This is a genomic window from Nonomuraea mangrovi (genome assembly GCF_042681425.1).
In the GTDB taxonomy this organism is placed as follows: domain Bacteria; phylum Actinomycetota; class Actinomycetes; order Streptosporangiales; family Streptosporangiaceae; genus Nonomuraea; species Nonomuraea mangrovi.
On sequence record NZ_JBHUFV010000098.1, the window covers coordinates 111,127 to 137,812 of the forward strand.

Consider the following 26,686-nt stretch of genomic DNA (forward strand, 5'->3'; position numbering starts at 1 on the left):
GGGAAAACATCGGTTTTTGTGTACTTCGCCGATTTCGCTCCGGGAGCGGGCCGACTCGACCCCCGCGCCGCGCTCCACTCCGACGCCCCTTCGATCGACCTCGGCGGCGACTGGCGCTTCCGCCTGTCGGCCACCGCCGACGCGCCTGACGACTTCGCCGCCCCCGACTTCGACGACGCCGCATGGGACACGTTGCCCGTCCCCTCCCACTGGCCGCTGCACGGCTACGGCGAGCCCGCCTACACCAACGTCTCCTACCCCTTCCCCGTCGACCCGCCGCACGTGCCCGACGAGAACCCCACCGGCGACTACCGGCGCGCGTTCGACCTGCCCGAGGGCTGGGAAGGCGGCCGGGTCCGGTTCGAGGGCGTCGACTCCTGCGCCAGGGTCTGGCTGAACGGTCACGAACTGGGGTTCACGACGGGCAGCAGGCTCGTCGCGGAGTTCGACGCGGGGCCGTACCTCACGCCTGGACGCAACGTGCTCGCGGTACGTGTGCACCAGTGGTCGGCCGCCAGCTACCTGGAGGACCAGGACATGTGGTGGCTGCCCGGCATCTTCAGGGAGGTGACGCTCACCCGCTCCACCGCCGACGTGTTCGTGCACGCCGCCGCCGACGGCACCCTCAGCTTCGAGGGTGACGGGCTGCTGTCCGTCCCCGAGCTGGGCGTGAGCGACCTGGCGCCGGGCACGCAGGTGCGCGTCGCCGCGGAGCCTTGGTCGGCCGAGACGCCTCGCCTGTACGAGGCCACGTTCACCACCGGCGAGGAGACGGTACGGCTGCGCATCGGCTTCCGCACGATCACCATCGAGGACGGCGTGCTGAAGGCCAACGGCGTCCCTCTGGTCTTCAAGGGCGTCAACAGGCACGAGTTCCACCCCGACCACGGGCGGGCGGTGCCGTACGAGACGATGGTCGAGGACGTGCTGCTCATGAAGCGGCACAACGTCAACGCGGTCCGGACCAGCCACTACCCCCCGCATCCCGCCTTCCTCGACCTGTGCGACGAATACGGCCTGTGGGTGGTCGACGAGTGCGACCTGGAGACACACGGGTTCGGGCAGGTCGGCTGGCGCCGCAACCCGACCGACGACCCGCGCTGGAGCGAGGCGCTGCTCGACCGGATGAAGCGCACCGTCGAACGCGACAAGAACCACCCGAGCGTGGTGATGTGGTCGCTGGGCAACGAGGCGGGCGTCGGCGCCAATCTGGCGGTCATGGCCGGCTGGACCCGCGAGCGCGACCCGTCCAGGCCCATCCACTACGAGGGCGACCTGTCGTGCGCCGACGTCGACGTCTACAGCAGGATGTACGCCTCCCACGCCGAGGTCGAGGCGATCGGCCGCGGTACGGAGGACCCGCTCGACGATCCCGCCCTGGACGCGCGGCGCAGGGCGATGCCGTTCATGCAGTGCGAGTACGCGCACGCGATGGGCAACGGCCCCGGAGGGCTCGCGGAGTACCAGGAGCTGTTCGACACCTATCCCAGGCTCGCGGGCGGGTTCGTCTGGGAGTGGATCGACCACGGGCTGACCCACGAGAAGTACGGCTACGCCTACGGCGGCGACTACGGCGAGCCGCTGCACGACTCCAACTTCGTCGTGGACGGCTTGGTCTTCCCCGACCGCACGCCCTCGCCGGGGCTGCTGGACCTGAAGAAGGTGTTCGAACCCGTGAAGATCACCTTCTCGGACGGGGCGGTGACGGTGACCAGGGCGGTGCCGTACCCGTTGGAGTTCCCGTGGGCGCTGACGGCGGGTGGCGCGCTGGTCGCCGAGGGCGTCCTCGAGGTGCCCGACGGGGAACGGGCTGAGGTGAAGCTGCCCGACCTGCCCGAGGTGGGCGAGCCCGGCGAGGTGTGGCTCGCCGTGCGGGCGGTCCTCGCGCACGACCTGCCGTGGGCGCCGGCGGGACACGAGATCGCGTGGGGCGAGCTGAAGGTGGACGAGGGGCGCGCCCATCCCTCGCCCGAGCGAGGGCCGGCTCCCGTGGTGCGCGGGGAGACGGTCGAGCTGGGCGCAGCGGTGTTCGACGCCAGGACGGGGCGGCTCACCACCCTGTTCGGGCTCGACGTCGAGGGCCCGCGGCTCGACCTGTGGCGGGCGCCCGTCGACAACGAGCGCTTCGGCGGCCTCGACTGGAACTGGCGCCACCTCGGCCTGCACCGTCTCACCCATCGGGTCGAGTCCGTCTCCCACGACGACGGAGCCCTGACCGTCCGCTCGCGGGTGGCCCCCGCGGCCGCCGACCTCGGGGTCCGCGTCACCTACCGCTGGACGGCCGACGCGACAGGACTCTCCCTCGACGTGCACGCGGTGCCCGAAGGGGAGTGGACGCTGCCGCTGCCCAGGCTCGGGGTCGCCATGACGCTGCCGCAGGGCATCGCGAAGGTCATCTGGTTCGGCAGGGGACCGGGCGAGGCCTACCCCGACACGGGCATGGCGGCCGTGACCGGCGGCTTCGAAGCCACGATCGAGGAGCTGCAGACGCCGTACGTGTATCCGCAGGAGAACGGACAGCGCGCCGACGTGCGCTGGGCCATGCTGGTCGACGACGAGGGCAGGGGGGTGCGGGTGACGGGCGATCCCGCCTTCGGCCTGACCATGCGCAGGTGGAGCACCGCGGAGCTGGAGCGCGCCGCCCACCTGACGGACCTGAGGCCGGGCAGTCGCGTGCACGTCCACCTCGACCACGCCCAGCACGGCGTCGGCACCGCGGCCTGCGGGCCCGGCGTGCTTGCGCCGTACGAGCTGCGAGCGGCGGAGGCGCGGTTCGGCTTCCGCTTCTCCGCGGTGTAGACGATCGACGGCGCGCCCCGTCCCCACCTGGCGCCAGGCGGGAACGGGCCTCTCGCGCTCGGCAGTCAGGATGGCTGAACTTCGTCGAAGAGGGCGAGGGCCTCGGTGGGGTCCGGGCTCACAAGGCGTTCCAGACCGGCCATCGTGATCTTCGCCCATCCGCCGGCCCGTGCCCACATCTGTTCCTCGAAGGCGCGGACGGCCTCGTCCAGATCGGCAGGGCCAGGCGCGGCGGCGACGGACTCGGCGAGTTCGGCGCCTTCCAGCATCGCGAGGTTCGCGCCGACCCCCAACGGCGGCATCAGGTGGGCGGCGTCGCCCAGTAGCGTCACCCCGGCAACGTGGGCCCAGGTGTGGGACACGGGCAGGACGTAGAGGGGGCGGTGGACGAAAGCGGTGCCGTGGCGGAGGAGGTTGAGGACGGGAGCGGCCCAGCCGTCGAACAGAGCCAGCAGGCTTGATCGCATGGCCTCGGCGTCGGCCAGGTCCAGGCCCGTGTCCAGGCCCGTGTCCATGCCCGCGTTCATGCCCGCGCGCCGGTTCAGGCCCATATGCCGGTCCAGGCTCGTGTGCCAGTCCAGCGGCGCGCGGAACTGGGCGTACACCTTGACGTGGCCGCCGCTGTTGCGCTGGGCGACGAGGCCGCGGTTCACGCCGTACACAGCCATGGAACCGTCGCCGATCAGCCGGGCGAGGTCGGGGTGGCGGGTGTCGACGTCGTCCAGGGAGGTCTCGACCAAGGTGATGCCGGTGTAGTGCGGCGTCGCGGACGAGACTGCCGGGCGAACCCGGGACCAGGCGCCGTCCGCGCCGACCACGAGGTCGAACGTCTCCTGTCGCCCGTCCGCGAAACGGACCAGCACGCCGTCCCCGGTCCTCGGTACCACCTCCGTCACGCCCCGCCCCCACTGAACGTCGAGGGGGCCGAGCAGCAGGCCGCGGAGTTGCCCCCGGTCGATCTCGGGATTGGCCCGGTCACCCGGACGGGGTCGCCAGTCGCGGAGGACGGTCCCGTCCACGTCCAGGATGCGCATGGCCTGCCCCTCGGGACGGGACAGCGCCTGGAACTCCGCCAGCAGCCCCGCCTTGCCCAGCGCGAGCTGGCCCATCCTTTCGTGCAGGTCGAGCACGCCACCCGGGGGACGGGCGTCGGGGGTGGAATCGCGTTCGAGGATGGTGACGGGGTGACCGTGGCGGTGCAGGACGCGGGCGAAGGTGAGGCCGGCGGGGCCGCCACCGATCACGGCGATACGATGTCTCATGTCGATACACTGTATTTAGCAAATACGATGTATCGCAACAGTACGATGTAACCATGACTGTGTGGGACCGGCCGGAGCCGCCGACTCGCCCCGTGCCGCTCGACCGGGAGCGAATCGTCGCCGCCGCCATCGCGCTGGCCGACGAGGGCGGGCTGGAGGCGGTGTCCTTGCGCAAGGTCGCCGCCCGGCTGGACGCCGGCCCGATGCGGCTGTACGGATACATCTCCACCAAGGAGGAGCTGTTCGACCTCATGGTGGACGAGGTCCACGCCGAGATCCTCCCCGAGGAGCAGCCCGGCGACTGGCGGGAGGTGCTGCGCATCCGCGCCCACCGCACCAGGCAGGCCACCCTCCGTCACGAATGGCTGGCCGACCTGCTCGGCGGCCGTCCGACCCTGGGGCCGAACGCCCTCGCCGTGACTGAGGCCACGCTGGCCGCCCTCGACGGCCTCGCCGACCTCGACACCGTCATGCGCGCCGTGGAGACTGTCAGTGCCTACCTCACCGGCGCGATCAGGCACGAGATCGCGAATCTACGGGCCGAGCGCGCCACGGGCCTGTCCAAGCGCGACTGGCAGCGCGCCTACGGCCCGCATGTGAGGAGGATGCTGGCCACGGGCCGCTTCCCGGCGCTGGCCAAGGCCGTGTACGACGGCACGGAGGTGGACGCCGAGGCGTCCTTCGCGACCGGGCTGGACTGGGTCCTCGACGCCGTGGCTGCCAAACTCGCCCGGCCGCCGGCGTGACGCTCGACATTTCCAAATGACATCCGTGGTACCGCATGACGCCGCCGGACTGCGCACCTACCTGCCCGACTGGTTGAGAGGCAAGCTCTGACGCCGGACGACCGGGCGGCGCTGGAAGGTCGACGGCTTCGCCCTGAACAGTGGTTGTGCGTGCAACCTTCTGCTCGACATCCGGCAGGCCCGTATCGGACAATGAACAGGGATGACGGAAGGGCTGCCCACCAGGTGACGCTGTTCCCGGATGGTTCGGGGGCGGGAGGATTATGGAGAGCAGCGACCGGCCTCCGCCACGGGTGGCTCTTCTCGGCGGGTTCCGGCTACAGGCCGGCGACGAGCATGTCCCGCTGTCCGGCGGCTCCGAACGCCTCGTGGCGTTCGTCGCCCTGAGCAAGGGAAGCGTTCCCAGGAATCTCATCGCGGGAAGCCTCTGGCCCGACGTGTCGGAGCGGCGCGCCTACGCGAACCTGCGATCGGCGCTCGCCCGCCTGAACGACGCCGGGCGGCGGATCATGGAGGTCGGTGCCAGCGAGATCCGGCTGTCGCCCGACGCCGAGGTCGACTTCCGTCACGCCCGGTCCCTGGCGCTGCGCATCCTCGACCGTGCCGAACCGACCCGGGACGAGGATCTCACCTCGGAGGCCGTGTCCGTGCTGTCAGCCGGCCTGCTGCCCGGCTGGTACGACGACTGGGTCCTGCTCATCGCGGAGGAATGGCACCAGCAACGCCTGCACGCCCTGGAGGCGCTGGCGGCCGACCTCGTCACGGCCGGGCGCCACGCGGAGGCCGTGGCCGCCGCCGGCGTGGCCGTCCACGCGGAGCCGCTGCGCGAAAGCGCCTGCGCCGCACTGGTCAAGGCCCACCTCGCCGAAGGCAACCAGGCCGAGGCGCTGCACCACTTCAGGCGTTACCAGCAGCGGCTCCAGGCCGAACTCGGCCTCAAACCGACGTCGCGCCTGAGCGCGCTCCTCGCGGGACTGCAGCCGGCCGGCGGGTGACGCGCCCGTCACGCGCACGTCACGCGGTCATCGCGGCGGCGTGACACGCGGTTGCACACGATGACAGTGAACGCCGGGGCCGAGCCGGGCGCACAGATGATCGCCACGGTGACCCCGGCAAGAGAGGACGGAGACAGGAATGCCTCGCACTCGACGTGTGCTAGTCGGCCCAGCGCTCCTCACTGCCTTGGTATGCGGCCCGGCCATGGCCGCTCACGCGTCCGCGGAGTCTCCGGGCGGCGTCGGCGCCACCATGGTCGTGAGCGCTCCGGCGGGTCCGGCGATGGCGAACACCGGTCTGGAGCCGAAGCCCAAGCAGTACCGCAAGGGCCGCAACGCCGGATTCGCCGACGGACGGGCCGACTGCAAGAGCGGAAGGCCCTACGACCTCAACATCTCAGGAAGCGGTGCCTTCTACCGCGGCTTCCGCGACGGCTACAACTCCGGCTTCCACAGTTGCCAGCGGCCGTCCCCGTCCAAGCCACCGACGACGAAGCCGCCTGAGAGCCCGGCGCCGGCTCCGCCGACGAGCCCGCCGGCGTCGCCGACGCGGTCGTAGCCTCCAGCGCTGTGGGCTCGCCAGAGTCCACAGCACCCGGATGGCCAAGGGCATCGGCCGCGGGCGCCGGCGACGCCGAACACGCCGGCACGCCGCCGCGCGCCCACTCGCCTCGCGGCCGATCCGTCGCGACACCGGGCGACGGAATAATCCGTTGCGGTTCGCTGCTGTCAGGCGACACCATGACGTTCATGTTCCGCCACGCTCTCCTGACGACGCCCGCAGCCGCGGGCGCGTTCGAGCGTGCCTTCGACGGCCTGGAGCGCTGACCTCTTCCCGTAAGTCCTGAAGTGACCCGGCGGGGGGAGGTTGGCCGGCCCGCACGGGTCACGAGAAATCTCAGGCGTCAAGGGAAGGAACCATGGCCAAGCAGGCCTACGTGCGCAACAAGCCGCACCTCAACATCGGCACGATGGGTCACGTCGACCACGGCAAGACCACGCTGACCGCCGCGATCACCAAGGTGCTCGCCGAGCGGGGCGGCGCGACGTACACGCCGTTCGAGAGGATCGACCGCACGCCCGAGGAGGCGCAGCGGGGCATCACGATCAACATCTCGCACGTCGAGTACGAGACGGCCACCAGGCACTACGCGCACGTGGACATGCCGGGGCACGCCGACTACGTGAAGAACATGATCACGGGGGCGGCGCAGCTCGACGGGGCGATCCTGGTCGTGTCCGCGCAGGACGGCATCATGCCGCAGACCCGCGAGCACGTGCTGCTCGCCAGGCGGGTCGGGGTCGAGCACCTGGTCGTCGCCCTGAACAAGGCCGACGGCGCCGACCCCGAGCTGGCCGACCTGGTCGAGCTGGAGCTGTCGGAACTGCTGGCCGAGCACGGGTACGGCGACGTGCCCATGGTCCGGGTCTCCGGGCTGCGGGCCCTGGAGGGCGACCCCGAGTGGACGGCGTCCGTCGAGGCACTGCTGCAGGCGGTCGACGACCACATCCCGGTGCCCGTCCGCTACGTCGACGCGCCGTTCCTCATGCCGGTGGAGAACGTGCTCACCGTCACCGGTCGCGGCACGGTCGTCACCGGCGCGATCGAGCGGGGCGTCGTCAAGATCGGCGACACCGTCGAGGTGGTCGGGTTCGGGGACGGCTTCACCGCGGTCGTGACCGGGGTCGAGACCTTCGGCAAGACCATGGAGCGGGGCGAGTCCGGCGACAACGCCGCGGTGCTCCTGCGGGGCGTGCGACGTGAGCAGGTACGCCGCGGGCAGGTGCTGGCCGCGCCCGGCACGCAGAGCGCCCACCGGCGCCTGACCGCCAGGATCTACCTGCTCACGGAGGACGAGGGCGGGCGGCGCAAGCCCATCGCCAGCGGTTACCGTCCGCAGTTCTACCTCCGGACGACCGACGTGCCAGGCCAGATCGTCCTGGACGCGCCGGCCGGGCCAGGCGACACGGTGGAGGCCGTCGTCGAGCTGGGCGGCGCGGTGGCCCTCGAGCCCGGCCTGGGCTTCGCGATCCGCGAGGGCGGGGTCACGGTCGGCGCGGGCACCGTGCTGACCGTCCTCGACTAGCGAGGCCCGGCAGGGCACACGACGGCGGCCGGATCCCACCCGGGATCCGGCCGCCTCGCCGTGGCGGGGCAGGCACCGTCCCCCGCTCGCTCGTCACCCTCCAGCGGGAGATCCTCGTCCTCCAGCACAATGAACGGTCCCCGCTTCGTCCGCGCGACCGAAGAAGCGGGAAAGGACCTGGCCTACCGTTCGATCATGTCCCGCCTCTCCCCGAACGACCTCTTCCGCATCGCCGTACCAGGTGATCCGCAGGTGCGCCCCGACGGCGGCGCGGTCGCCTACACGGTGACCACCGCGGACAGAGACGCCGACGAGAATCGTTGCGAGCTGTGGCTGGCCGAGCCGGGCCGCGAACCTCGCCGCCTGACCAGCGGCCCCAGCGACCAGGCGCCCCGCTGGTCACCGGACGGGCGCACGCTCGCCTTTCTGCGCCCCGTGGACGGCAAGCCGCAGATCCACCTGCTGCCGATGGACGGCGGCGAGCCGCGCGTGGTCACCACCGAGGGGGCGGGCACACCGGTGTGGTCGCCCGACGGCCGCCGCCTGGCCTTCACCGCCCCGCACGGGGAGGCGGAGCCGCACGCGCCCGTCGTCGCCGACACACTGGAGTACAAGGCGGACGGTGCCGGCCTGCTGCGCGACCTGCGTGCCCACCTGGTCGTGGTGGACGTGGACTCGGGCGAGTGGCGCAGGCTCACCGGCGGCGACTTCCACGCGGGGGAACCCGCCTGGTCGCCCGACGGGCAGCAGCTCGCCTTCGTCTCCAGCATGGAGCCCGACAGGGATCTGACCCCCGACGGCGCCGTCTACGTCGTCGGTCTCGACGAAGGGGAGCCGAAGCGGCTGACCGACCCCGGCGTGATCTGCATGGGCGTGTGGTGGCTCGGCGAGCGCGTGGTCGTGGCGGGCTTCAAGGGCGACCCGATCGGGCACACCCGCCTGTTCGAGCTCGACGCCACGGGGCTCACCGAGATCGAGACGGGCCTGGACCGCAACGTCATGGTGGGCGCCCCGGGCTACCCGGGTGCTTCGCCCGTCGTCCTGGGCGGCGAGCTGCTGTTCTGCGCCCGCGACGGCGGCCTGACCCACCTGTTCGCCGCGCCAGGCCGTACCAGGGTGGGGGGCGAGAACAGCGTCATGGGCGTGAGCGCCGCGGGCGGCCATCTCGCCTACGTGGCCGCGACTCCGGGCAGCCCGGGCGACGTCTACCTCGACGACCGGCGGCTCACCGACCACGCGCTGCCCGACGTGGAGCTGTTCCCGCTCGAACGCCGGGTGTTCACCGCGCCGGACGGCACCGCCGTCGAGGGCTTCCTCCTGCGCGACCCCGCCCTGAAGGAGCCGGGACCGCTCCTGCTCGACGTGCACGGCGGGCCGCACAACGCGTGGGCGCCCGTCTTCGACGGCGTCCACCTCTACCACCAGGTCCTGGCCGCCCGCGGCTGGAGCGTGCTCACGCTCAACCCGCGCGGCAGCGACGGGTACGGCGAGGCCTTCTACACCGCCGCGATCGGCGCGTGGGGCCTGAAGGACGCCGACGACTTCCTGAGCCCGCTCGACGACCTCGTCAGGGAGGGCGTCGCCGACCCCGATCGCCTGGCCGTCACCGGCTACAGCTACGGCGGCTACATGACCTGCTGGCTGTCGGCCACCACCGACAGGTTCAAGGCCGCGATCCCCGGCGGCTGCGTCAGCGACCTGACCAGCATGTCGGGCACCTCGGACGCCGGGTACTTCCTGAAGATGTTCGAGTGCTGCGGCGATCTGGCCGCGCAGTCCCCGCTCACGCACGTCGCCGGCGTGACGGCCCCCACCCTCGTGCTGCACGGCGAGCGCGACGACCGCTGCCCCGTCGGCCAGGCCGAGCAGTGGTTCGCCGCGCTGCGCGAGCGCGGCGTGCCCGCCCGCCTCGTGCGCTACCCGGGCGGCTCACACCTGTTCATCCTCAACGGACGCCCGTCCCACAGGATCGACTACAACGAAAGGATCGTCGCGTGGCTGGAGCAATGGGTGATCGGCTCCGAGAGCTGATCGCCGAATACGACGTGCCAGGAGCCGCTCTCGCCTACCTCCACCAAGGTGAGGTGCACGAGAGCGCGGCAGGCGTCCTGAACCGGAGCACGGGCACGGAGGTGACACCGGACTCGCTCTTCCAGATCGGCTCGGTCACCAAGGTGTGGACGGCCACCCAGCTCATGCTCCTGGCCGAGCAGGGTGTGCTCACCCTCGACACGCCCGTCGCCGAGCTGCTGCCGGACTTCAAGGTCGCCGACCCCGAGGTGACCGCCAAGGTCACGGTCCGACACCTGCTCACCCACACCTCAGGCATCGACGGCGACCTCTTCCTCGACACGGGCCGGGGCGACGACTGCGTCGAGCGCTACGTCGCCGCCTGCGCCGACCTGGCGCAGAACCACCCCCTCGGCGCCTCCCAGTCCTACTGCAACTCGGGTTTCATCATCGCGGGCAGGCTCGTCGAGCACCTGACGGGCAAGGTGTGGGACCAGGCGCTGCGCGAACAGATCATCGAACCGCTCGGCCTCACCCACACCTGGACCCTTCCCGAGGACGTGCTGCGCTTCGGCGCCGCCGTCGGCCACGTCGACGGCGAGGTAGCTCCGGCCTGGGGCCTCATGCGCTCGTGCGGCCCCGCGGGCCTGATCACCGCCAGGCCCGCGGACGTCGTCGCCTTCGCCCGCGCCCACCTGGAGGGCGGCCTGCTCAAGGACCCGCGGGCGATGTGGGAGCCGCAGGTGGCCATCCCCAACCCGCACACGCTGGGCTCGCACTGGGGAATCGGCTGGATCCTCGACGAGTGGGACGGGCACCGCGTGGTCTCGCACGGCGGCAACACCATCGGCCAGTCGTCGATGCTGTGGATGCTGCCCGACACCGGAACCATCGCCTGCGCCGTGGCCAACGGCGGGCACACCGCCGCCTTCTTCCATCATCTGGCCACCGAGCTGTTCCGCGAGACGGACGGCGTGGCCGTACCGCCGGTGCTGGGGCCGCCCGCGCAGCCCGTGCAGGTGGACGGGAGCCGGTTCGCGGGTGTGTACGAGCGGGTCGGCGCGCGGTTCACGATCTCCGAAGGTGACGGCGGCCTGAAGCTGCTGATGGAGTCGACCGGAGCCCTGTCCGAGCTCGATGAGCCGGTCGCGTTCGACCTTACCCCCGTGGACGAGGTCACCTACGTCGGCCGCCGCCCCGGCGACCCGCAGTGGCTGTCGGCGGTGTTCTACGAGCTGGCCGACGGCTCCCCCTACGTCCACCTGGGCGTCCGCGCCACCCCCAAGATCGCCTGAGGAGCACGCATGGACCTGCAGAACCGCCTCGACGAGGTCGCCCGCGACCACAAGGTGCCCGGCGCCGCCATCGCCGTCTGGGCGGGGGGCGAGCTGATCGAGGCCGCCACCGGCGTCGTCAACAGGGACACGGGCGTGGAGACCACACCCGACAGCCTGTTCCAGGTCGGCTCCACCACCAAGATCTGGACGTCCGCCCTGGTCATGCGTCTGGTCGAGCACGGCGTCGTCGACCTCGACGCGCCCGTGCGCAAGTACCTGCCGGAGTTCGGCCTGGCCGACGCGGCCGCCTCGGAGACGGTCACCGTCAGGCACCTGCTGACCCACACCGGCGGCTTCGAAGGCGACCTGTTCGAGGACACCGGGCGTGGTGACGACTGCCTCGACCGGTTCGTGGGCTACCTGCACGGCGCGGCCCAGGTCTTCGAGCCCGGCGCGATGTTCTCCTACTGCAACTCGGGCTTCGTCGTGCTCGGCGCGCTGGCCGCCAGGCTCACCGGAGGGACCTGGGAGCAGGCCGTCCGGGAGCGGCTGATGGGTCCGCTCGGCGTCACCCACGCGGGCCTGTTCGCCGAGGAGGCCATCGTGTTCCGCGCCTCGGTGGGGCACCTCGGACCGGAGAACGTGGTCAATCCGAACTGGCAGATGCCGCGCTCGAACGCGCCGGCCGGCTCCACCCTGTGCCTGGCTCCGCGCGAGCTGGTCCGCTTCGGGCGGATGTTCCTCAACGGCGGCATGGCCGAGGACGGCACGAGGGTGCTGGAGGAGGAGACCGTCACGGCGATGACCACCGCCCAGGTGGACGTGCCGGGCGTGCGAGGGCTGCTCGCCGACCGGTGGGGGCTCGGCTTCGAGCTGTTCGACTGGGGAGCCCCCGTCTACGGGCACGACGGCGGCACCGTCGGGCAGAGCACGTTCTGGCGGATCGTGCCCAGGGCCGACTTCTCGATCGCGATGAGCTGCAACGGCGGCGACGTGGCCGGGCTCATCAAGGATCTCGCCTTCCCCGTGATCAGCGAGCTGTCAGGGGTGACGCCCACCCCGCTGCCGACCGTCCCTGAGCGGCCGGAGAGCGTCGACGCCTCCGAGTTCGCGGGAACCTACACCGGGCCCGCCGCGGTGCAGGAGGTGGCGGCGGTCGACGGCGGACTGGAGCTGACGACCATTCCCGGCGAGTTCATGCGCAACGCCGGCGTGGAGCGCACGACCGAGAAGTACGTCCACCACTCGGACCGGTCCTTCATCGACCTGGAGGGCAAGGGGACGATCACCTTCCTGGAGCGGAACGGGCGCCTCTACCTTCACGGGGGCGGCAGGGCGGTGGCACGTGCGTGAGCTGTTCGAGGCCGCGGACGTCGAGGGATTCCTGCACGCGCGGGAGATCGACGGCGACCTCGAGGTGTGCCACGGGGCCGACGACCCCGTGGTGCTCGCCTCCGTCTTCAAGATTCCGATCGTCCTGGAGTACGCCAGGCAGGCGGAGGCGGGCCTGATCTCCAGGACCGAGCGGCTGCCCGTGACCAAGGAGCACCGCGACGGCGGCATCGGCACCTCGGGCTGCGCCGACGAGGTCGAGCTGTCGCTGCGCGACCTGGCGTACTTCATGATGTCGATGAGCGACAACGCCGCCACCGACGTGCTGCTGGAGAAGGTGGGGGTGGACCGCGTCAACGCCACCCTCGCCGAGCTCGGGCTCACCTCCACGCACCTGATCGGCGACTGCAGGGTCCTGCTGGCCACCGTCCTGACCGAGCTCGGCGCGAGCTCGTGGGAGGACCTGGAGGGCACGGCTCCTGAGCGGCTGCGCACGCTGTCGGTGCTCGACCCCGCCAGGACCTCCGCCTCCACCCCGCGCGAGACCACCACCCTGTTGGCCAAGATCTGGCGCGACGAGGCGGGGCCCGCGCAGGCGTGCGCGGAGGTCAGGGAGATCATGGGACGGCAGGTCTGGCCGCACCGGCTGTCGTCCGGCTTCGGCGACGACGTGCGCGTCTCCGGCAAGACCGGCACGATCTTCGGCATCCGCAACGAGGCGGGCGTCGTGGAGTATCCCGACGGGAAACGCTACGCCGTCGCGGTCTACCTCAGGCCGCGTTCCCTCGGCTACCGCCTGCCCAGGGCGGACGCCGTCATCGGCGCGGCGGCCCGCGAGGCGGTCGACGAGCTACGCGGCTGATGTCGGTCTTCGTCCACTATCGTGAGGAGATGACGACCCGTCCGCGGGCCAGTCTGCGCCGGATCCTCGACGACCTGGGCAGCACGGTGCTCGACGTTGCCGCCTCGCCAGGCGATCTCGACGCCGAGGTCACAGGCGTCCACATCTACGACCCCCTCGACGAGTTGCTGCTGCCCGCGGGCGGGCTGCTGCTCGCCGTGGGGGTCGAGGGCGCGGAGAGCATCTGCGACCTGCTGGAGGCCGCCAGAGCGGGCTCCGGCATCGTGGTCAAGCAGCCTGTCGCGGCCGACGAGCGGGTGCGGACCAAGGTCCTGGAGACGGGCGTGGCCGTCCTCGGCCTCACCCGCGCCGCCTCCTGGGCCCAGGTGGCGGCGCTGCTGCGCTCCGTGCTGGCGGAAGACGACCTGACGGAGCCCGGCCAGGAGCCGCCCGACGACCTGTTCTCCCTGGCCAACGCGCTGTGCGCGCTGCTGGACGCGCCGGTCACGATCGAGGATCGCTCCTCGCGGGTACTGGCCTACTCCGGCCGCCAGGACGAGGCCGACCCCGGCAGGATCGCCACCGTGCTCGGCCGCCAGGTACCCGAGGTGTACCGGCGCATGCTCGACGAGCAGGGCTGGTTCCGCAAGATCTACCAGAGCCCCGGCCCTGTCTACCTGGCCCTGTTCGACACGCTGCCGCGCGTGGCGATCGCAGTCCGGTCGGGCGACGAGATCCTCGGCTCCATCTGGGCCGCCGTACGGGAGCCGCTCAGCGAGCAGCGCGAGTGGGCGCTCATCGACGCCGCCAAGATCGTCGCGCTGCATCTGCTGCGCCAGCGCGTGGGCAGCGACACGCGCAGGCGGCTGCAGGCCGACCTGCTGTCCACCATCCTGGAGGGCGGCAGGGACGCCGCCGAGGCGGCGGGCCGCCTCGGCGTGGCCAGCGAGCGATTGTGCGTGCTGGCCGCGCAGCTCACCGGGACGCACGCCGACGCCGCCCAGTCGGAGTCGGACAGGCAGCGCTTCTGCGACGCGCTCGCCCTCCACGTCGGCGCCATCCACCCCAAGGCCGCCGCCGCCCTCGTCGGATCGGTGGCCTACGCCCTCCTGCCGCTGCACGCCAGCGGCGAGGAGGAGGCGCGGGCCGCGCGGGTGGCGCAGAGTTTCCTGTCCAGAGTGGGCCCGCGCCACAGCGCCAACATCGGGGTGGGCAGGCTGGCCGCCGACCTGGGCGAGGTGGCCAGGTCGCGGGCCGACGCCGACAGGTCGCTCCGGGTGCTGCGCTCAAGAGGCGGCTCAGGTCAGGTCGCGGGCTACAGCGACGTGCACTTCGAGTCGCTGCTGCTGCAACTGGGCGACCTGGCCGCGGCGGAGGCGCAGATGCCGACCGGGCCCTACCATCGGCTGCTGCACTACGACGCCGAGCACGGCACCGAGCTGGCCGCCACGCTGGGGGCCTACCTCGACAGCTTCGGAGACGTCAACGCCGCCGCGGCCGCCGTGCACGTGCACTCCAACACCTTCAGGTACCGGCTGCGCCGCCTGACCGAGATCAGCGGCCTCGACCTCGCCGACCCCGAGGCGCGGCTGGCCGCCATGCTCATGATGCGCATCTTCGGACGACGGCACTAGACGACCGGCTCCTTTCGTCGCGGCGCACGAAGATTCCCGCCAGGGCAAAGAGGAGGGTGAGGCAACCCACCCAGCCGGGAGCTTCGCATGAACAGAACCACCGCGGTGACCGTGGTCGCCGTCACAGGACTGCTCGCCGCCGCCTGCGGCGCGTCGCCATCCACCCCGGGCGGTGGTGGCGTCGTCGAGAACGCCACCTTCACCGCCGCGATCCCCGCCGACCCCGGCGTCCTCGATCCTGCCACGGCCATCCTGGCCGTCACCAACAACACATTGAACTACGCCTACGACACCCTGGTCACCACGAAGGCCGACGGGACGCTCGTCCCCACCCTGGCCGAGAAATGGGATGTCAAGCCCGAGTCGGTGACCTTCACCCTGCGCAAGAACGTCACGTGCGCCGACGGCTCCCCTGTGACCCCTTCGGTCGTGGCGGAGAACTTCACCCACATCGCCGACCCCGCCACGAAGTCTCCCGTCTACGGCGTGCTCATCCCCGCCGGGATGACCGCCAAGGCCGACGACGCCGCCGGAACCGTGACGCTGACGATGCCCCAGCCGTTCTCCTTCATCCTGGAGAGCGCCGCGAGCGTCTACATCGTCTGCGGCAAGGGGTTGAAGGACCGCTCGCTGCTGGCGAGGCAGACCTCGGGTTCGGGCATCTTCCAGCTGACCGAGGTCGTCTCGGGCGACCACTACACCTTCGCCCTCCGCAAGGACTACGGCTGGGGCCCGGACGGCGTGACGGGCAGGACGCCGGGACTGCCGGCCAAGCTCGTGCTGAAGGTCGTGCCCAACGAGCAGACCGCGGTCAACCTGCTGACGTCGGGAGGGCTGAACGCCGCCGTCGTCGAGGGACCCGACAGGCAGCGGGTGGAGGCCGACCCCTCCGTCAAGAAGACCGTCGTCGGCGGCGGCAACGGCCAGTACTTCTACCATCAGGGCGAGGGCCATCCGACCGCCGACCCCGTGGTGCGCAAGGCGCTGACCCAGGGCGTCAACCTGACGGAGCTGGCCGCGATCGCCTCCGGGGGGAACGGCAGGAAACCCACCAACCTCGTCCTCGAGCCGCGGCCGTGCAAGGGCGACAGCGTCAGCGGGCACCTGCCCGCCCACGACCCCGCGGCCGCGGCCGCCGCGCTGGACGCCGCGGGATGGAAGCAGGGCCCCGACGGCATCAGGGTCAAGGACGGCAAGCGGCTGACCATCCGCTACCTGCACGCCACCACGCGAGGGCAGGGCGTGCTGGCCGCCGCCGAGTACCTGGCGACCACCTGGAAGAAGCTCGGCGCCGAGGTGCGCCTCCAGGGTGTCATCGACACCAAGCTGGCCGAGTCGCTGAACGTCACGCAGGACTGGGACGCGGCGTGGCTGCCGATCGGCGTGTCGCTGCCCTCCCAGCTGATCGGGTTCCTCAGCGGGCCGAACGCCCCCAAGGGCGCCAACTTCGCCCACCTGAACAACAGCCGCTACAACGAGCTGGTCGCCAAGGCCGCGGCCAGGCCGGGCGCGGAGAGCTGCGGCGACTGGCTGGCCGCGGAGTCGGCCCTGTTCGAGGCCGGCGACCTGGTGCCGGTGGTGGAGAACACCGCGCTCATCGCGACGAAGGGCGCCACCGTCGAGGTCGTCGCCACCCAGATCGCGCCCACCTCCATCCGCATGACGAAGGCGGGCTGACCATTGCTCGTGCTGCGCCGCGCGGCCAGGTTCGCGGTGGGCCTGGCCGCCCTGATGCTCGCCACGTTCGCGATGATCCACCTGATCCCCGGCGACCCCGTCAGGGCGGCCCTCGGCCCGGCCGCCCCCGCCGAGCTGGTCGCCATGCGCACGTCCGCGCTCGGCCTGGACAAGCCGCTTCCCGAGCAGTTCGTCACCTACGTCTCGCAGGTCGTCAGCGGCGACTTCGGCACCTCCTTCCTCACCGGGGAACCGGTCGGCCAGATCATCGCCGACCGGTTGCCGAACACGCTCACGCTCGCCGTCCTCGCCACCCTCGTCGCGCTGCTGGTGGCGGTCCCCGTCGGTCTCTGGGTCGCGATCCGCACGGAGAACGGCCGCCGCAGGGGCACCGAGATCGGCTTCACCGCCGGCACCGGCGCGGCCGTGGCCGTCCCCGAGTTCCTCTACTCGATCGCGCTGGTCGTCGTCTTCGCCATCACGCTGGGCTGGTTCCCGCCCGCGGGCAAGGAGGGGCCGCTGTCGTACGTGCTGCCGGTCGCCGCGCTGGCGATCGGGCCGGCGGCGCTCGTCGCCCGACTGGTCAGGGTGGAGACGGCGCGTGAGCTCGGCAAGGACTACGTCAGGCTGGCCAGGGCCAAGCGGCTGCCCCATGCCATGGTCCACCTCAAGCACGTGCTGCCCAACGCGCTGACCGCGACGCTGACGACGGGCGGCCTGCTGCTCGGCGGGCTCATCGCCGGCAGTGTGCTGGTCGAGTACGTCTTCGCCTGGCCAGGACTCGGCATGCGGATGACGGAGGCGATCACGCAGAAGGACTTCCCCGTCGCGCAGGGTGTGATCCTCGTCTACGGCGCGATCGTGCTCATCGTCAACCTGGCAGTGGACCTGGTGCTCGGCGTGCTCGACCCCAAGTCGACCATCAAGGAGAGCTGATGCGGACCCTCTCGGGGGTGGCCGGAGCGGCCATCGTCGCGCTCATGCTGGTGCTGGCCGTCATCGGACCCCCCATCTGGGGCGACAGGGCCGAGCTCATCGACCCGGTCGCGGCGCTGCAGGGGGCCTCGGCCGCGCACCCTCTCGGCACCGACAGCCTCGGCCGCGACATCCTGGCCAGGATGCTGGTGGCCACCAGGTTCTCGCTCCTGCTCGCCGTGCTGGCGGCCGCCATCGGCGCGGCGATCGGCGTGGTGCTCGGCGCCATGCCCTCCGTCCTGCCCCGCAGGCTCGGGCGGCTCGTCAGCGGCACCGTCAACGCCCTGGTGGCCTTCCCCGGGCTGCTGCTGGCCATGTTCACCGCCGTCGTGGCGGGACTCGGCGCGCGCGGGGCGGTTCTCGGCATCGGCGTCGCCGTCGCGCCGGGATTCGCCAGGCTCACCCAGACGCTGGCCGCCTCCGTGGCCGGATCCGACTACGTGGCCGCCGCCAGGCTCCTCGGCGTATCCCGCACGAGGATCGTGACCCGGCACGTGCTGCCGAACATCGCCGAGCCGCTCATCCTCAACCTGACCACCATGATCGGCGGCAGCCTTCTGGGGCTCGCCGGGATGTCCTTCCTCGGGCTCGGTGTACAACCGCCGAGCTACGACTGGGGGCGGCTGCTGTTCGACGGGTTCAGCCGGATCTACGTCAGCCCGCTCGTGGCGCTCGGGCCCGCGCTGATGGTGGTGCTGGCGGGCGTCGGGTTCAACCTGGTGGGCGAGGCGCTGGCCAGGACCGCGTCACGCTCTGCCGTCCACGGGGCGGAGCCGTCCGTCCCGCGCCCGCGCCTCACGGGCGACGACGAGCCGCACGACACCGAGGCGGTGCTGGAGGTCAGAGACCTCACCGTCACCTTTCCCGGCGGCGTCACCCCCGTGCGCGAGGTCTCGCTGACCGTCGGACCCGGCGAGATCGTCGGAGTCGTGGGGGAGTCGGGCAGCGGCAAGAGCCTGACGGCCTACGCCGTCGGCGGGCTCGTGCCGTACCCGGGGGTGGTCGGCGGCGGACCCGTGCTGCTGTGCGGGCAGGACGTGCACGCCCTGCCCGAAGGCGAGCGGAGAAAGGTGCTCGGCACCTCGCTCGCCATGGTCTTCCAGGACCCGATGGCCTCGCTCAACCCGGCGCTGAAGGTCGGCGGACAGCTGGCCGAGGTCGCCACCGTGCACCAGCGCGCCACCCGCGCCGACGCGTGGCGCAGGGCCGTCGACCGGCTCGGCCACGTGCGGATCAGCGACCCCGCCCGCCGCGCGGGCCAGCACCCTCACGAGTTCTCCGGCGGCATGCGCCAGCGCGCGGTCATCGCCATGGGCCTCATGGGCACGCCCAGGCTCATCATCGCCGACGAGCCCACCACCGGCCTCGACGTCACCGTGCAGGGGGAGATCCTTCGCCTGCTGCGCGAGGTGACCGAGGAGAGCGCGGCCGCGACCCTGTTCATCTCGCACGACATCGCCGTCGTCGGCTCGCTGTGCGACAGGATCGTCGTCATGTACGCGGGCCGCGTGGTCGAGGAACTGCCCGCCGACCAGCTGGCCGCCGCCGCCCACCCCTACACCCGCGCGCTGGTCTCCTCGGTGCCCGACATGGCCACCGACAGGTCGCTGCCGCTGGCCAGCATCCCCGGCCGCCAGCCCACCCCCGCCGAGGTCGGCGAAGGCTGCGCGTTCGCCGGCCGGTGCCCGCTGTCCACGAGCCGCTGCACGCAGGAGCGCCCCCCACTGGAAGAGCACGGCAAGGCGCACCGCGTCGCCTGCTGGGAGGTTTCGTGATCATCAAAGGACTGACGGTCAGGTTCGGCGCGTTCACCGCCGTCGACGACGTCACGCTGGACATCCCGCAGGGCCGCGTCGTCGGCCTCGTAGGCGAGTCGGGCTCCGGCAAGTCGACGGTGGCCAGGGCGGTCAGCGGGCTGGTGCCGTACACGGGAGTGATCGAGGACGGCGGCGGCGTCCAGATGGTCTTCCAGGACCCCTACGCCTCGCTGAACCCGCGGATGACGGTCGGCGCGTCCGTGGCCGAGGGGCTGCGCAGGCCCACCGCCCACGAGGTCGAACGCCTGCTCGGCCTGGTCTCGCTGCCCCCGCAGACGGCCGCCCGCTACCCTCGCGAGCTGTCGGGAGGGCAGCGCCAGCGGGTCGCCATCGCCCGCGCGCTCGGCGCCTCCCCGCGCCTGCTGATCGCCGACGAGATCACCTCGGCGCTGGACGTGTCGGTCCAGGGCGCCGTGCTGAACCTGGTGCGCGACCTGCGCGCCGAGCTCGGCCTGTCGATGCTGTTCATCTCGCACAACCTGGCGGTGGTCCGCTACGTCGCCGACGACATCGCGGTCATGCGTCACGGCAGGCTCGTCGAGTACGGCCCCACCGACCAGGTGGTGGAGGCGCCCGCACACGACTACACCAGGGCCCTGCTGGCGGCCGTGCCGCGCATGCCCGCCTCCTGAGCGGGCCGGGCAGGGCGAGCCTGAGCCGTTCCCGCCCCGGGCCCCGGCGAGTCCTCGCGCTTCCCCCGGACCCGGGTGCCCCGCCGGGTGGCCTCACTCGGCGGGGTGGCGCGGCGACAGCCAGCGGATCCACGCGGGACGGGAGGCGAAACCGAATCCCGTCATCGTGTCGGATCCCGGCGGGGTCGGCACGATGACCAGCGGGCAGCGGGCGTGGCTGGTGCAGTAGCGGCGCGTGGACGGGAACAGCAGCCGGTCCAGCGCGCCCCTGCGCCCCCTGCCGACGACCAGCAGGTCGGTCGGCCTGGCAAGCTCCACGAGGAGAGGTCCTGGCTCGCCGAGCCTGGCGATGGCGAGCGTGCTGATATCCGGCGGGGCGCCGCCGGCCATGTCGTCGAACAGGGTCTGGATGAGCTCGACGCTCCTGGCCTCCTCCAGCTGCCTGACAGCGTGCGTGTACGGCAGCGCCTCAGGAAACGGGTGCACGGGCGCCCTGCTGACATGGACGGCGACCAGGGCCATCGAACGCAGCCTGGCGGCCCCGACCGCCCAGATCAGCGCCCAGCGGGAGGCGGGTGTGTCGTCGACGCCGACGACCACGCGCGGTTCTTCGGGTAGCATCGCGTCCTCCTCAAGAGAGGTACGCGTCCATACTGCGCCCCTTAGGGCCGCTCCACCACGTAATGGGACTTCGCATGGAAACCTGTTACCTGGGCGCCGTCCTCCAGCAGCCCTCCCAGGACGTCGCGAACCGCGTACCGCCAGGCCTTGGCGGTCCCGGGGTCCCGCCTGCGCAGCGTCTCCACATCGGCGGGCACCGCGACCAGCAGCACCTTCGCGTCCGTGTCGACCGCGACAGGCCTGCCGTCCTCCTCCTTCAGCCCCACCTCCGCCCCCTCCAGCGTGTACGGCGCGTCCGGCTCGGACAGCCGCCACACCGCCAGGAGCCGGTCCGACTCGTCGCCCCTGTTGACGGCGTCCCCCATGACGCCGTAGAAGCTCGGCAGGTACTCCTCCGGCCTGGCGCCCAGTTTGGCCAGGTTGAAGTGCGCGTTGCGGCGGACCAGCGGGTCGTAGGTCCAGGTGACGCGGTCGATCCCGCGGGCCAGCGCCCATTCGCGCTGGTGCCGCTTGAGCTCGAACCCGATGCCCCTGCCGATCAGCGCCCCGGTGATGTGGGAGTGGAGCGCCCCTCCCTCGGCGAAGAAGCCCACGGAGGCGCCGACCATCCGCTCACCTTCGTAGGCGCCGGCGACGTAGTTGCCCGCGTGCGACAGGGCACGCATCAGCTCCGGGTTGATCGGCTGGTTGCCCTGGTCGAAGCCCCAGATGCCGGTGAACACCGCGAAGGCCTCGTCGAACTCCTCGTGGGTGTGCAGCTCCCTGATCGCGGTCACCGCAGCGCCTCGCCGAGAAGCCTGTGGACGTTGCCGCCGAGGATCTTGAGGATGTCCTTCTCCTCCACGCCTCTGGCGACCAGCGCCTCGGTGACGAGCGGCAGGCCGCGCGGGCCCTCCAGCCCCGGCAGGGTGGCCAGGGGGTCGATCTCGCCGTAGCCGAGTTCCTCGCAGCAGGGCGGGGTGGTGTCCGTGAGCACCTCGCGGACGAAGTCGGGACCGAGGCCGACGTGGTCGACGCCCGCGACGGCGGCGATGTGCTCGATGTGGTCGACGAGCCTGTCGAGGGTGAAGCCGGCGGGGTCGTCCGCCAGGAAGTCGGGGACGAAGTTGACGCAGACGACGCCGCCGGTCGCGGCGACCGCCCTCAGCTGCTCGTCGGTCAGGTTGCGGTGGTGGTCGCGCAGGGCCCGGGCCGAGGAGTGGGTGGCGATGAGCGGCCTGGTCGCCAGCTCCAGCACGTGCGCGACGCCCGAGGCGCCCAGATGGGAGATGTCGAAGACGATGCCGAGCCGTTCCATCTCCTTCAGCGCGGCGACGCCGTGGGAGGTGAGACCGCTGCCGGTGGCGTCCTCACCGCTGCCGTCGGCCAGCGGGGTGCGGCCCCAGTGCGCGATGGAGGCGACCCGGACCCCGAGGCGGTGGAGAGTGGGGATCAGCTCGACGCTGGCGTCCAGCCCCGGCATGCTCTCCATGGCCAGGACCAGGGCGATCCTGCCCTCGGCGAGGGCGGCGTCGATCTGGGCCGCGTCGGTGCAGAGCGCGACGGCGTCGGCGTTGCCCTCGGCGATCACGTGCGCGCACTCGATCATCCTGAGCGTCTCGCGCAGCGCGCCCTCCGGGCGGAAGGCGTCGTCGATGAAGACCGGCAGCACCTGCAGCTTGACACCGCCCTCGCGCAGTTGCGGCAGCCACTGATCGCGGAAGAAGCTCGCCCAGCGGTGCGGGGGGCGGGCGGCGACGGCGATCAGGAGGTCGTTGTGCGTGTCCGCGACCAGGGCGCGGCGGTGGAGATCTAGCGGCATGTCCGTGACGGTATGCCAAGGGCTGCCGGAGGAATTCGTCCTGGACTATCAAGCCCGGGCCGTTCTTCGTCCGGCAGCCCAACCAACTCAGCCGAGAGCGATCCACTCGGTCGAGGTGGTCACCTCGTCGAGGACGTCCTTGACCGGTTCGACGCCGAGGCCGGGGCCCGTGGGCACGTCGAGGTAGCCGCCGTCCAGCTCGAAGGGCTCGGTGATGTCGGTGGCGTAGTAGCGGCGCGAGGCGGAGGTGTCACCGGGCAGCGTGAACCCGGGAAGGGCGGCGAGCGCGACGTTCGCGGCTCTGCCCAGACCCGTCTCCAGCATGCCGCCGCACCACACCGCGATCCCGTGCGCCCTGCACAGGTCGTGAATGCGCCGCGCCTCGAGGTAGCCGCCGATCCTGCCCGGCTTGATGTTGATGATCGAGCAGGCCTTGAGCGAGATGGCGGCGGCGGCGTGCTCGGCCGACTCGATCGACTCGTCGAGGCAGATCGGCGTCCGCAGCCGCGTGGCGAGCTCGGCGTGCTGCACCAGGTCGTCGTTGGCCAGCGGCTGCTCGATCAGCAGCAGCCCGAAGTCGTCCAGCTTGGCCAGCTGCGGAGCGTCGACGAGCGTGTACGCGGCGTTGGCGTCCACCTGCAGGAGCATGTCGTCGCCGAACCGCTCCCTGACCGCCCGGACGGGCTCGACGTCCCAGCCCGGCTCGATCTTCAGCTTGATCCTGACGTAGCCCTCGTCCAGGTAGCCCTCCACCGCGTCGAGCAGCTCAGGGATGGAGTCCATGATGCCGACAGACACCCCGCAGGGCACCCGGTCCCTGGCGGCGCCGAGGAAGTGGCCGAACGACTCGCCCGCCGCCCTCAACTGGGCGTCGAGCACGGCCGTCTCCAGCGCGGCCTTCGCCATGCGGTGCCCCTTGATCGGCTCCATGGCCCTGCCCACGCCGTAGGCGTCGACGTTGTCGGGCAGGGCCGGCAGCAGGAAGCGCCGGATCACCTCCGCGGCGCCGTCGACGTATTCGGAGGAGTAGAGGGGCTCGGACATCGCCACGCACTCGCCCCACCCCTCGGCGTCCGGCGTGACCACTCTGACCAGGAGCACGTCCCTGGAGGTCTCGGTGCCGAAGGACGTGCGGAACGGCGCGACCAACGGCATGGCGATCCGCCGTAGCTCCACTCCGGTGATCTTCATTGTGTCTCCACTTCGTCGCAGGGATGTCGTCCGACGCTAGGCCACGGCGACCCTCTGCGGATTCGTGCAGGAAGCCGGAAAAACAGGCGTTGCTTCGTCTCCTACCCCAAGGCGTCACGCAGGCGGGGTGAGCCGGCACCGCGAAATCACCAAGTCTGGACGAAACCCCGCCTTACCACTTGACCTGACTCGGGAAAGATCCCGGCATGCCCAACGTGCGCTTCAGCGTTCACACAGCAGGGGAGACGGGCCTGGGAAAGACGTCCGTCCTGGTGGCAGGCGAGCAGCAGGCGCTGCTGATCGACGGCCAGTTCACGCTGGCCGAGCAACATCGCGTCCTCGCGGACGTGCTCGACAGCGGCAAGCACCTGTCGGCCGTCTTCGTCAGCGCCGCCGACCCCGACTACTACTTCGGCCTGCAGGTGATCAGGCAGGCGTTCCCGACTGTGCGGATCCTCGCGACGCCGGGAACCGTCGAGCGCATCGAGGCGACGTGGCGGTCCAAGCTGGAGATCTGGAAGCAGCTCGGCGGCAACCTCGCCACCGACATCGTGATCCCCGAACCGCTGCTCGGCGGCTGTCTCGAGCTCGAGGACCACGTGTTCGAGATCAGGCAGGGCGACCCCGCCGCCGCGTGGCGCACCGAGTACCTGTGGAACGCCGACCGCAGGGCCGTCCTCGGCGGGGCCGCGCTGTTCAGCGGCGTCCACCTGTGGACCGCCGACACCGCCGCCGCGGAGGAACGTGAGGGCTGGCGGCGGACGCTTGACGAGATGAGCGCGCTCGACCCCGAGTACGTCGTGCCGGGCCACCGCACCGCCGCCGGCGGCCCGCTGGACGCCTCGGTGATCCGCTTCACCCGCGACTACCTGGTGGCCTTCGAGACCGAACTGCGCGACGCCCGACGCCGCGACGACCAGGCCAGGGCGCTGCGCAGGGCGATGACCAGGCGCTATCCGTCGCTCGGCGGCCTGGTCAACCTGGAACTCGGCGCCAAGGTGGCCACGGGGGAGATGTCCTGGGGCTGACGCGGGCCGGTCCGCGGGCGCGGCGCCCGATCGCCCGATGTCTATGATCTCCGGGTGAGCGCTGACGAGATCCGGAGAGTGCTCGGCTGGACGGAATGGACGTCGGAGCCGCTGATCCACAACGCGTTGAACGCGGTGACCAGGGGGATCTGGCGGCTGACCGCCGACCGGCCGGTGATACTCAAGGTGCTCACCGGCTCGGACGAGGGCAGGCCGGGCTGGGAGTCCTCCCACGACCCCCGCCACTGGAACTACTGGCGCAGGGAGGCCGAGGTCTACGCCGAAGGGCTGCCCTGCCTGTGGAAGGGCAGCGGCCTGCGCGAGGCGGGATGGCGGGGCGACGAGCGGCTCGTCAGGCTGGCCGTCTGCGCTTCGGCGATCAAGTATGACTGGCTTGTTCCCGCCATGCTCCGCGCCGTCGACCGCGAGCAGCTCGACTACGGTGGCGCCAGGCCCGTCGAGGCCGCCCGCCGCTACCGGGAGCGCGGCCAGACGATGATGTTCCTGGCCGGATGGGCCGACGAGGCCAGGCGCCTGGCCGAGACGCTGTGACCGGCCGGAGGGCGGCGATCTCCGCCGGGCTGATGGCGGCCATGGCGCTGGCCGCCATCGACGGCACCATCGTCGCCACCGCCGTCCCCTCGATCGTCCGTGACCTCGGCTCGTTCTCGCTGTTCCCCTGGGTGATCGCCGGCTACATGCTGACCCAGGCCGTCTCCACGCCCGTCTACGGCAGGCTGGCCGACCTGTTCGGCAGGAAGCCCATGCTGCTGACCGGGATGGGCGTCTTCCTCGTCGGCTCCCTGCTGGCCGGTCTGGCCTGGTCGATGCCGGCGCTGATCGTGGCGAGGGCGGTCCAGGGGGTCGGCGCCGGCGCGATCCAGTCGATCGTCCAGGTCGTGGCCGGCGACCTGTACCCGCTGGAGGAGCGCGGCAAGATCAGCGGGCTGCTCTCCTCCGTGTGGGGCGTGTCCGCCCTGGTCGGGCCCGCGCTGGGCGGCCTGCTGTCGGAGTACGCCACCTGGCGCTGGATCTTCCTGCTCAACCTGCCCGTCGGCGCGGTGGCGGTGACCGTCATCGCCCTGTTCCTCGACGAGCACGTCGAGCGCGGCAGGCGCCGGCTCGACCTGTTCGGCACGGCGCTGCTCACCTCCGGCGTCGTCGCGGTCATGCTCGGCCTGCAGAACGGCTCGCCGTGGCCGGTCGCGGCGGGCGTGGCCGTGCTCGTGGTCTTCGCCTGGTGGGAGACCCGCGCCGCCGAGCCGTTGCTGCCGCCGTGGATGTGGCGCGACCGGGTGCTGCTCGGCTCGTTCCTCGGCAGCGCGGTCGTCGGCATGATCCTGGTCGGCCCCACGGTCTACCTGCCCACCTACGCCCAGGGCGTGCTCGGAGCGGGCGCCGTCGCCGCGGGCTTCGCACTGGCGGTGCAGTCGCTCGGCTGGCCGCTGACCGTGTTCTTCTCCGCCAGGCTCTACCTCAGGTACGGCTTCCGCGACACCGCGCTGACAGGGCTGGCGCTCATCGCGGTGTCGGCGGCCCTGTTCGTCGGGCTCACCCCGGACTCCTCGCTCGTGTACGCCGGCCTTTGCGCCTTCGTCAACGGCTGCGGCCTCGGCCTGCTGTCGGTGTCGATGCTGGTGGGCGCCCAGTCCGTGGTCGGATGGGAGCGCAGAGGGGTGGTCACGGGCGGCGTGGTCTTCTTCAGGATCGGCGGCGGCGCGCTCGGCGCCGCGATCCTGGCCGCCGTCGCCAACACCACGCTCGCCGGCCGGATGGGCGGCGCCACCTCCGTGGACGAGGCCGCCCGCGCCCTCGGCGGACCCGGCGCCGAGCCCGTACGGCAGGCGCTCGCGGCCGCCGTGCACGACACCTTCGTCGCGACGGCCGTCATCGTGGCGCTGGGCGTGGCGGCCGTCCTCGTCCTGCCGCGCCGCACGGGGACCACACATTAGATCCACCTA

Annotated in this window: 22 protein-coding genes; 17 read left to right on the top strand and 5 right to left on the bottom strand. The window is 71.7% G+C overall.

What is annotated here, in order from left to right; translation table 11 throughout:
• The first annotated feature begins 18 nt into the window (after positions 1 to 18).
• The gene (locus tag ACFSKW_RS51560) at positions 19 to 2,799 is read left to right on the top strand and encodes a glycoside hydrolase family 2 TIM barrel-domain containing protein (RefSeq protein ID WP_379582659.1); all 2,781 of its coding nucleotides are present in this window, start codon (positions 19 to 21) and stop codon (positions 2,797 to 2,799) included.
• Between the two features lie 65 nt (positions 2,800 to 2,864).
• On the opposite strand, the gene ACFSKW_RS51565 is transcribed toward ACFSKW_RS51560, so the two are convergent.
• Positions 2,865 to 4,061 carry an FAD-dependent oxidoreductase gene (locus ACFSKW_RS51565; RefSeq protein WP_379582660.1) on the bottom strand — a complete coding sequence of 399 codons (1,197 nt, stop codon included), beginning with the start codon at positions 4,059 to 4,061 and terminating at the stop codon, positions 2,865 to 2,867.
• Positions 4,062 to 4,114: 53 nt separating this feature from the next.
• Between ACFSKW_RS51565 and ACFSKW_RS51570 the strand changes: the two genes are divergently transcribed.
• The 13 genes from ACFSKW_RS51570 (at position 4,115) to ACFSKW_RS51630 (ending at position 20,084) form a co-directional block, all read left to right on the top strand.
• On the top strand, positions 4,115 to 4,807 hold the full coding sequence (locus ACFSKW_RS51570; RefSeq protein WP_379582662.1) for a TetR/AcrR family transcriptional regulator: 693 nt from the start codon (positions 4,115 to 4,117) through the stop codon (positions 4,805 to 4,807).
• A 263-nt stretch (positions 4,808 to 5,070) separates the two neighbouring features.
• Positions 5,071 to 5,802, top strand: a complete 732-nt coding sequence (locus ACFSKW_RS51575) for an AfsR/SARP family transcriptional regulator (protein ID WP_379582664.1) — start codon at positions 5,071 to 5,073, stop codon at positions 5,800 to 5,802.
• 205 nt (positions 5,803 to 6,007) lie between these two features.
• Complete coding sequence (locus ACFSKW_RS51580) at positions 6,008 to 6,361, top strand: hypothetical protein (RefSeq protein WP_379582666.1); 354 nt, start codon at positions 6,008 to 6,010, stop codon at positions 6,359 to 6,361.
• Between the two features lie 361 nt (positions 6,362 to 6,722).
• Positions 6,723 to 7,889: an elongation factor Tu gene (gene tuf, locus ACFSKW_RS51585; RefSeq protein WP_379582668.1), complete on the top strand. Its 1,167-nt coding sequence runs from the start codon at positions 6,723 to 6,725 to the stop codon at positions 7,887 to 7,889.
• 195 nt (positions 7,890 to 8,084) lie between these two features.
• Positions 8,085 to 9,920 carry a S9 family peptidase gene (locus ACFSKW_RS51590; protein ID WP_379582670.1) on the top strand — a complete coding sequence of 612 codons (1,836 nt, stop codon included), beginning with the start codon at positions 8,085 to 8,087 and terminating at the stop codon, positions 9,918 to 9,920.
• Complete coding sequence (locus ACFSKW_RS51595) at positions 9,884 to 11,194, top strand: serine hydrolase domain-containing protein (RefSeq protein ID WP_379582672.1); 1,311 nt, start codon at positions 9,884 to 9,886, stop codon at positions 11,192 to 11,194. Before ACFSKW_RS51590 ends, ACFSKW_RS51595 begins: the two co-directional genes overlap by 37 nt.
• A gap of 9 nt (positions 11,195 to 11,203) precedes the next feature.
• Complete coding sequence (locus ACFSKW_RS51600; RefSeq protein WP_379582676.1) at positions 11,204 to 12,529, top strand: serine hydrolase domain-containing protein; 1,326 nt, start codon at positions 11,204 to 11,206, stop codon at positions 12,527 to 12,529.
• Positions 12,522 to 13,370, top strand: a complete 849-nt coding sequence (locus ACFSKW_RS51605) for a serine hydrolase (protein ID WP_379582678.1) — start codon at positions 12,522 to 12,524, stop codon at positions 13,368 to 13,370. The genes ACFSKW_RS51600 and ACFSKW_RS51605 overlap by 8 nt, the downstream gene beginning before the upstream one ends.
• 29 nt (positions 13,371 to 13,399) lie before the next feature.
• Complete coding sequence (locus ACFSKW_RS51610; protein ID WP_379582680.1) at positions 13,400 to 14,983, top strand: PucR family transcriptional regulator; 1,584 nt, start codon at positions 13,400 to 13,402, stop codon at positions 14,981 to 14,983.
• 87 nt (positions 14,984 to 15,070) lie between these two features.
• Entirely contained in the window at positions 15,071 to 16,660 is a 1,590-nt protein-coding gene (locus ACFSKW_RS51615) for an ABC transporter substrate-binding protein (RefSeq protein ID WP_379582682.1), read from the top strand.
• A gap of 9 nt (positions 16,661 to 16,669) precedes the next feature.
• Entirely contained in the window at positions 16,670 to 17,596 is a 927-nt protein-coding gene (locus ACFSKW_RS51620) for an ABC transporter permease (RefSeq protein WP_379582816.1), read from the top strand.
• A complete protein-coding gene (locus tag ACFSKW_RS51625; protein WP_379582684.1) occupies positions 17,596 to 19,410 on the top strand; it encodes a dipeptide/oligopeptide/nickel ABC transporter permease/ATP-binding protein in 1,815 nt (604 codons plus the stop codon). The genes ACFSKW_RS51620 and ACFSKW_RS51625 overlap by 1 nt, the downstream gene beginning before the upstream one ends.
• The gene (locus ACFSKW_RS51630) at positions 19,407 to 20,084 is read left to right on the top strand and encodes an ABC transporter ATP-binding protein (protein ID WP_379582686.1); all 678 of its coding nucleotides are present in this window, start codon (positions 19,407 to 19,409) and stop codon (positions 20,082 to 20,084) included. The genes ACFSKW_RS51625 and ACFSKW_RS51630 overlap by 4 nt, the downstream gene beginning before the upstream one ends.
• 93 nt (positions 20,085 to 20,177) lie before the next feature.
• On the opposite strand, the gene ACFSKW_RS51635 is transcribed toward ACFSKW_RS51630, so the two are convergent.
• The 4 genes from ACFSKW_RS51635 to menC form a co-directional block, all read right to left on the bottom strand.
• Positions 20,178 to 20,705 carry a universal stress protein gene (locus ACFSKW_RS51635; RefSeq protein ID WP_379582687.1) on the bottom strand — a complete coding sequence of 176 codons (528 nt, stop codon included), beginning with the start codon at positions 20,703 to 20,705 and terminating at the stop codon, positions 20,178 to 20,180.
• Positions 20,706 to 20,746: 41 nt separating this feature from the next.
• The gene (locus ACFSKW_RS51640) at positions 20,747 to 21,481 is read right to left on the bottom strand and encodes a GNAT family N-acetyltransferase (RefSeq protein WP_379582689.1); all 735 of its coding nucleotides are present in this window, start codon (positions 21,479 to 21,481) and stop codon (positions 20,747 to 20,749) included.
• Entirely contained in the window at positions 21,478 to 22,506 is a 1,029-nt protein-coding gene (locus tag ACFSKW_RS51645) for a dipeptidase (RefSeq protein WP_379582690.1), read from the bottom strand. The genes ACFSKW_RS51640 and ACFSKW_RS51645 overlap by 4 nt, the downstream gene beginning before the upstream one ends.
• 87 nt (positions 22,507 to 22,593) lie before the next feature.
• A complete protein-coding gene (gene menC / locus ACFSKW_RS51650; protein WP_379582692.1) occupies positions 22,594 to 23,697 on the bottom strand; it encodes an o-succinylbenzoate synthase in 1,104 nt (367 codons plus the stop codon).
• 206 nt (positions 23,698 to 23,903) lie between these two features.
• Between menC and ACFSKW_RS51655 the strand changes: the two genes are divergently transcribed.
• Genes ACFSKW_RS51655 through ACFSKW_RS51665 form a run of 3 tightly spaced genes read left to right on the top strand, consistent with a single transcriptional unit; the run spans position 23,904 to position 26,677 of the window.
• Positions 23,904 to 24,725 carry an MBL fold metallo-hydrolase gene (locus tag ACFSKW_RS51655; protein WP_379582694.1) on the top strand — a complete coding sequence of 274 codons (822 nt, stop codon included), beginning with the start codon at positions 23,904 to 23,906 and terminating at the stop codon, positions 24,723 to 24,725.
• A 54-nt stretch (positions 24,726 to 24,779) separates the two neighbouring features.
• Entirely contained in the window at positions 24,780 to 25,277 is a 498-nt protein-coding gene (locus ACFSKW_RS51660; RefSeq protein ID WP_379582696.1) for a hypothetical protein, read from the top strand.
• Positions 25,274 to 26,677, top strand: coding sequence for an MFS transporter (locus tag ACFSKW_RS51665; RefSeq protein ID WP_379582698.1), 1,404 nt, complete (start codon positions 25,274 to 25,276; stop codon positions 26,675 to 26,677). Before ACFSKW_RS51660 ends, ACFSKW_RS51665 begins: the two co-directional genes overlap by 4 nt.
• Positions 26,678 to 26,686: the final 9 nt, after the last annotated feature.

Bases quoted from the DNA above. Each gene is read 5' to 3' on its own strand.
- ACFSKW_RS51575 (WP_379582664.1), top strand. From the start codon at position 5,071: ATGGAGAGCAGCGACCGGCCTCCGCCACGGGTGGCTCTTCTCGGCGGG.
- ACFSKW_RS51610 (WP_379582680.1), top strand. From the start codon at position 13,400: ATGACGACCCGTCCGCGGGCCAGTCTGCGCCGGATCCTCGACGACCTG.
- ACFSKW_RS51590 (WP_379582670.1), top strand. From the start codon at position 8,085: ATGTCCCGCCTCTCCCCGAACGACCTCTTCCGCATCGCCGTACCAGGT.
- ACFSKW_RS51625 (WP_379582684.1), top strand. From the start codon at position 17,596: ATGCGGACCCTCTCGGGGGTGGCCGGAGCGGCCATCGTCGCGCTCATG.
- ACFSKW_RS51570 (WP_379582662.1), top strand. From the start codon at position 4,115: ATGACTGTGTGGGACCGGCCGGAGCCGCCGACTCGCCCCGTGCCGCTC.
- ACFSKW_RS51655 (WP_379582694.1), top strand. From the start codon at position 23,904: ATGCCCAACGTGCGCTTCAGCGTTCACACAGCAGGGGAGACGGGCCTG.
- ACFSKW_RS51565 (WP_379582660.1), bottom strand. From the start codon at position 4,061: ATGAGACATCGTATCGCCGTGATCGGTGGCGGCCCCGCCGGCCTCACC.
- tuf (WP_379582668.1), top strand. From the start codon at position 6,723: ATGGCCAAGCAGGCCTACGTGCGCAACAAGCCGCACCTCAACATCGGC.
- ACFSKW_RS51635 (WP_379582687.1), bottom strand. From the start codon at position 20,705: ATGCTACCCGAAGAACCGCGCGTGGTCGTCGGCGTCGACGACACACCC.
- ACFSKW_RS51600 (WP_379582676.1), top strand. From the start codon at position 11,204: ATGGACCTGCAGAACCGCCTCGACGAGGTCGCCCGCGACCACAAGGTG.
- ACFSKW_RS51615 (WP_379582682.1), top strand. From the start codon at position 15,071: ATGAACAGAACCACCGCGGTGACCGTGGTCGCCGTCACAGGACTGCTC.
- menC (WP_379582692.1), bottom strand. From the start codon at position 23,697: ATGAAGATCACCGGAGTGGAGCTACGGCGGATCGCCATGCCGTTGGTC.
- ACFSKW_RS51645 (WP_379582690.1), bottom strand. From the start codon at position 22,506: ATGCCGCTAGATCTCCACCGCCGCGCCCTGGTCGCGGACACGCACAAC.
- ACFSKW_RS51580 (WP_379582666.1), top strand. From the start codon at position 6,008: ATGGCCGCTCACGCGTCCGCGGAGTCTCCGGGCGGCGTCGGCGCCACC.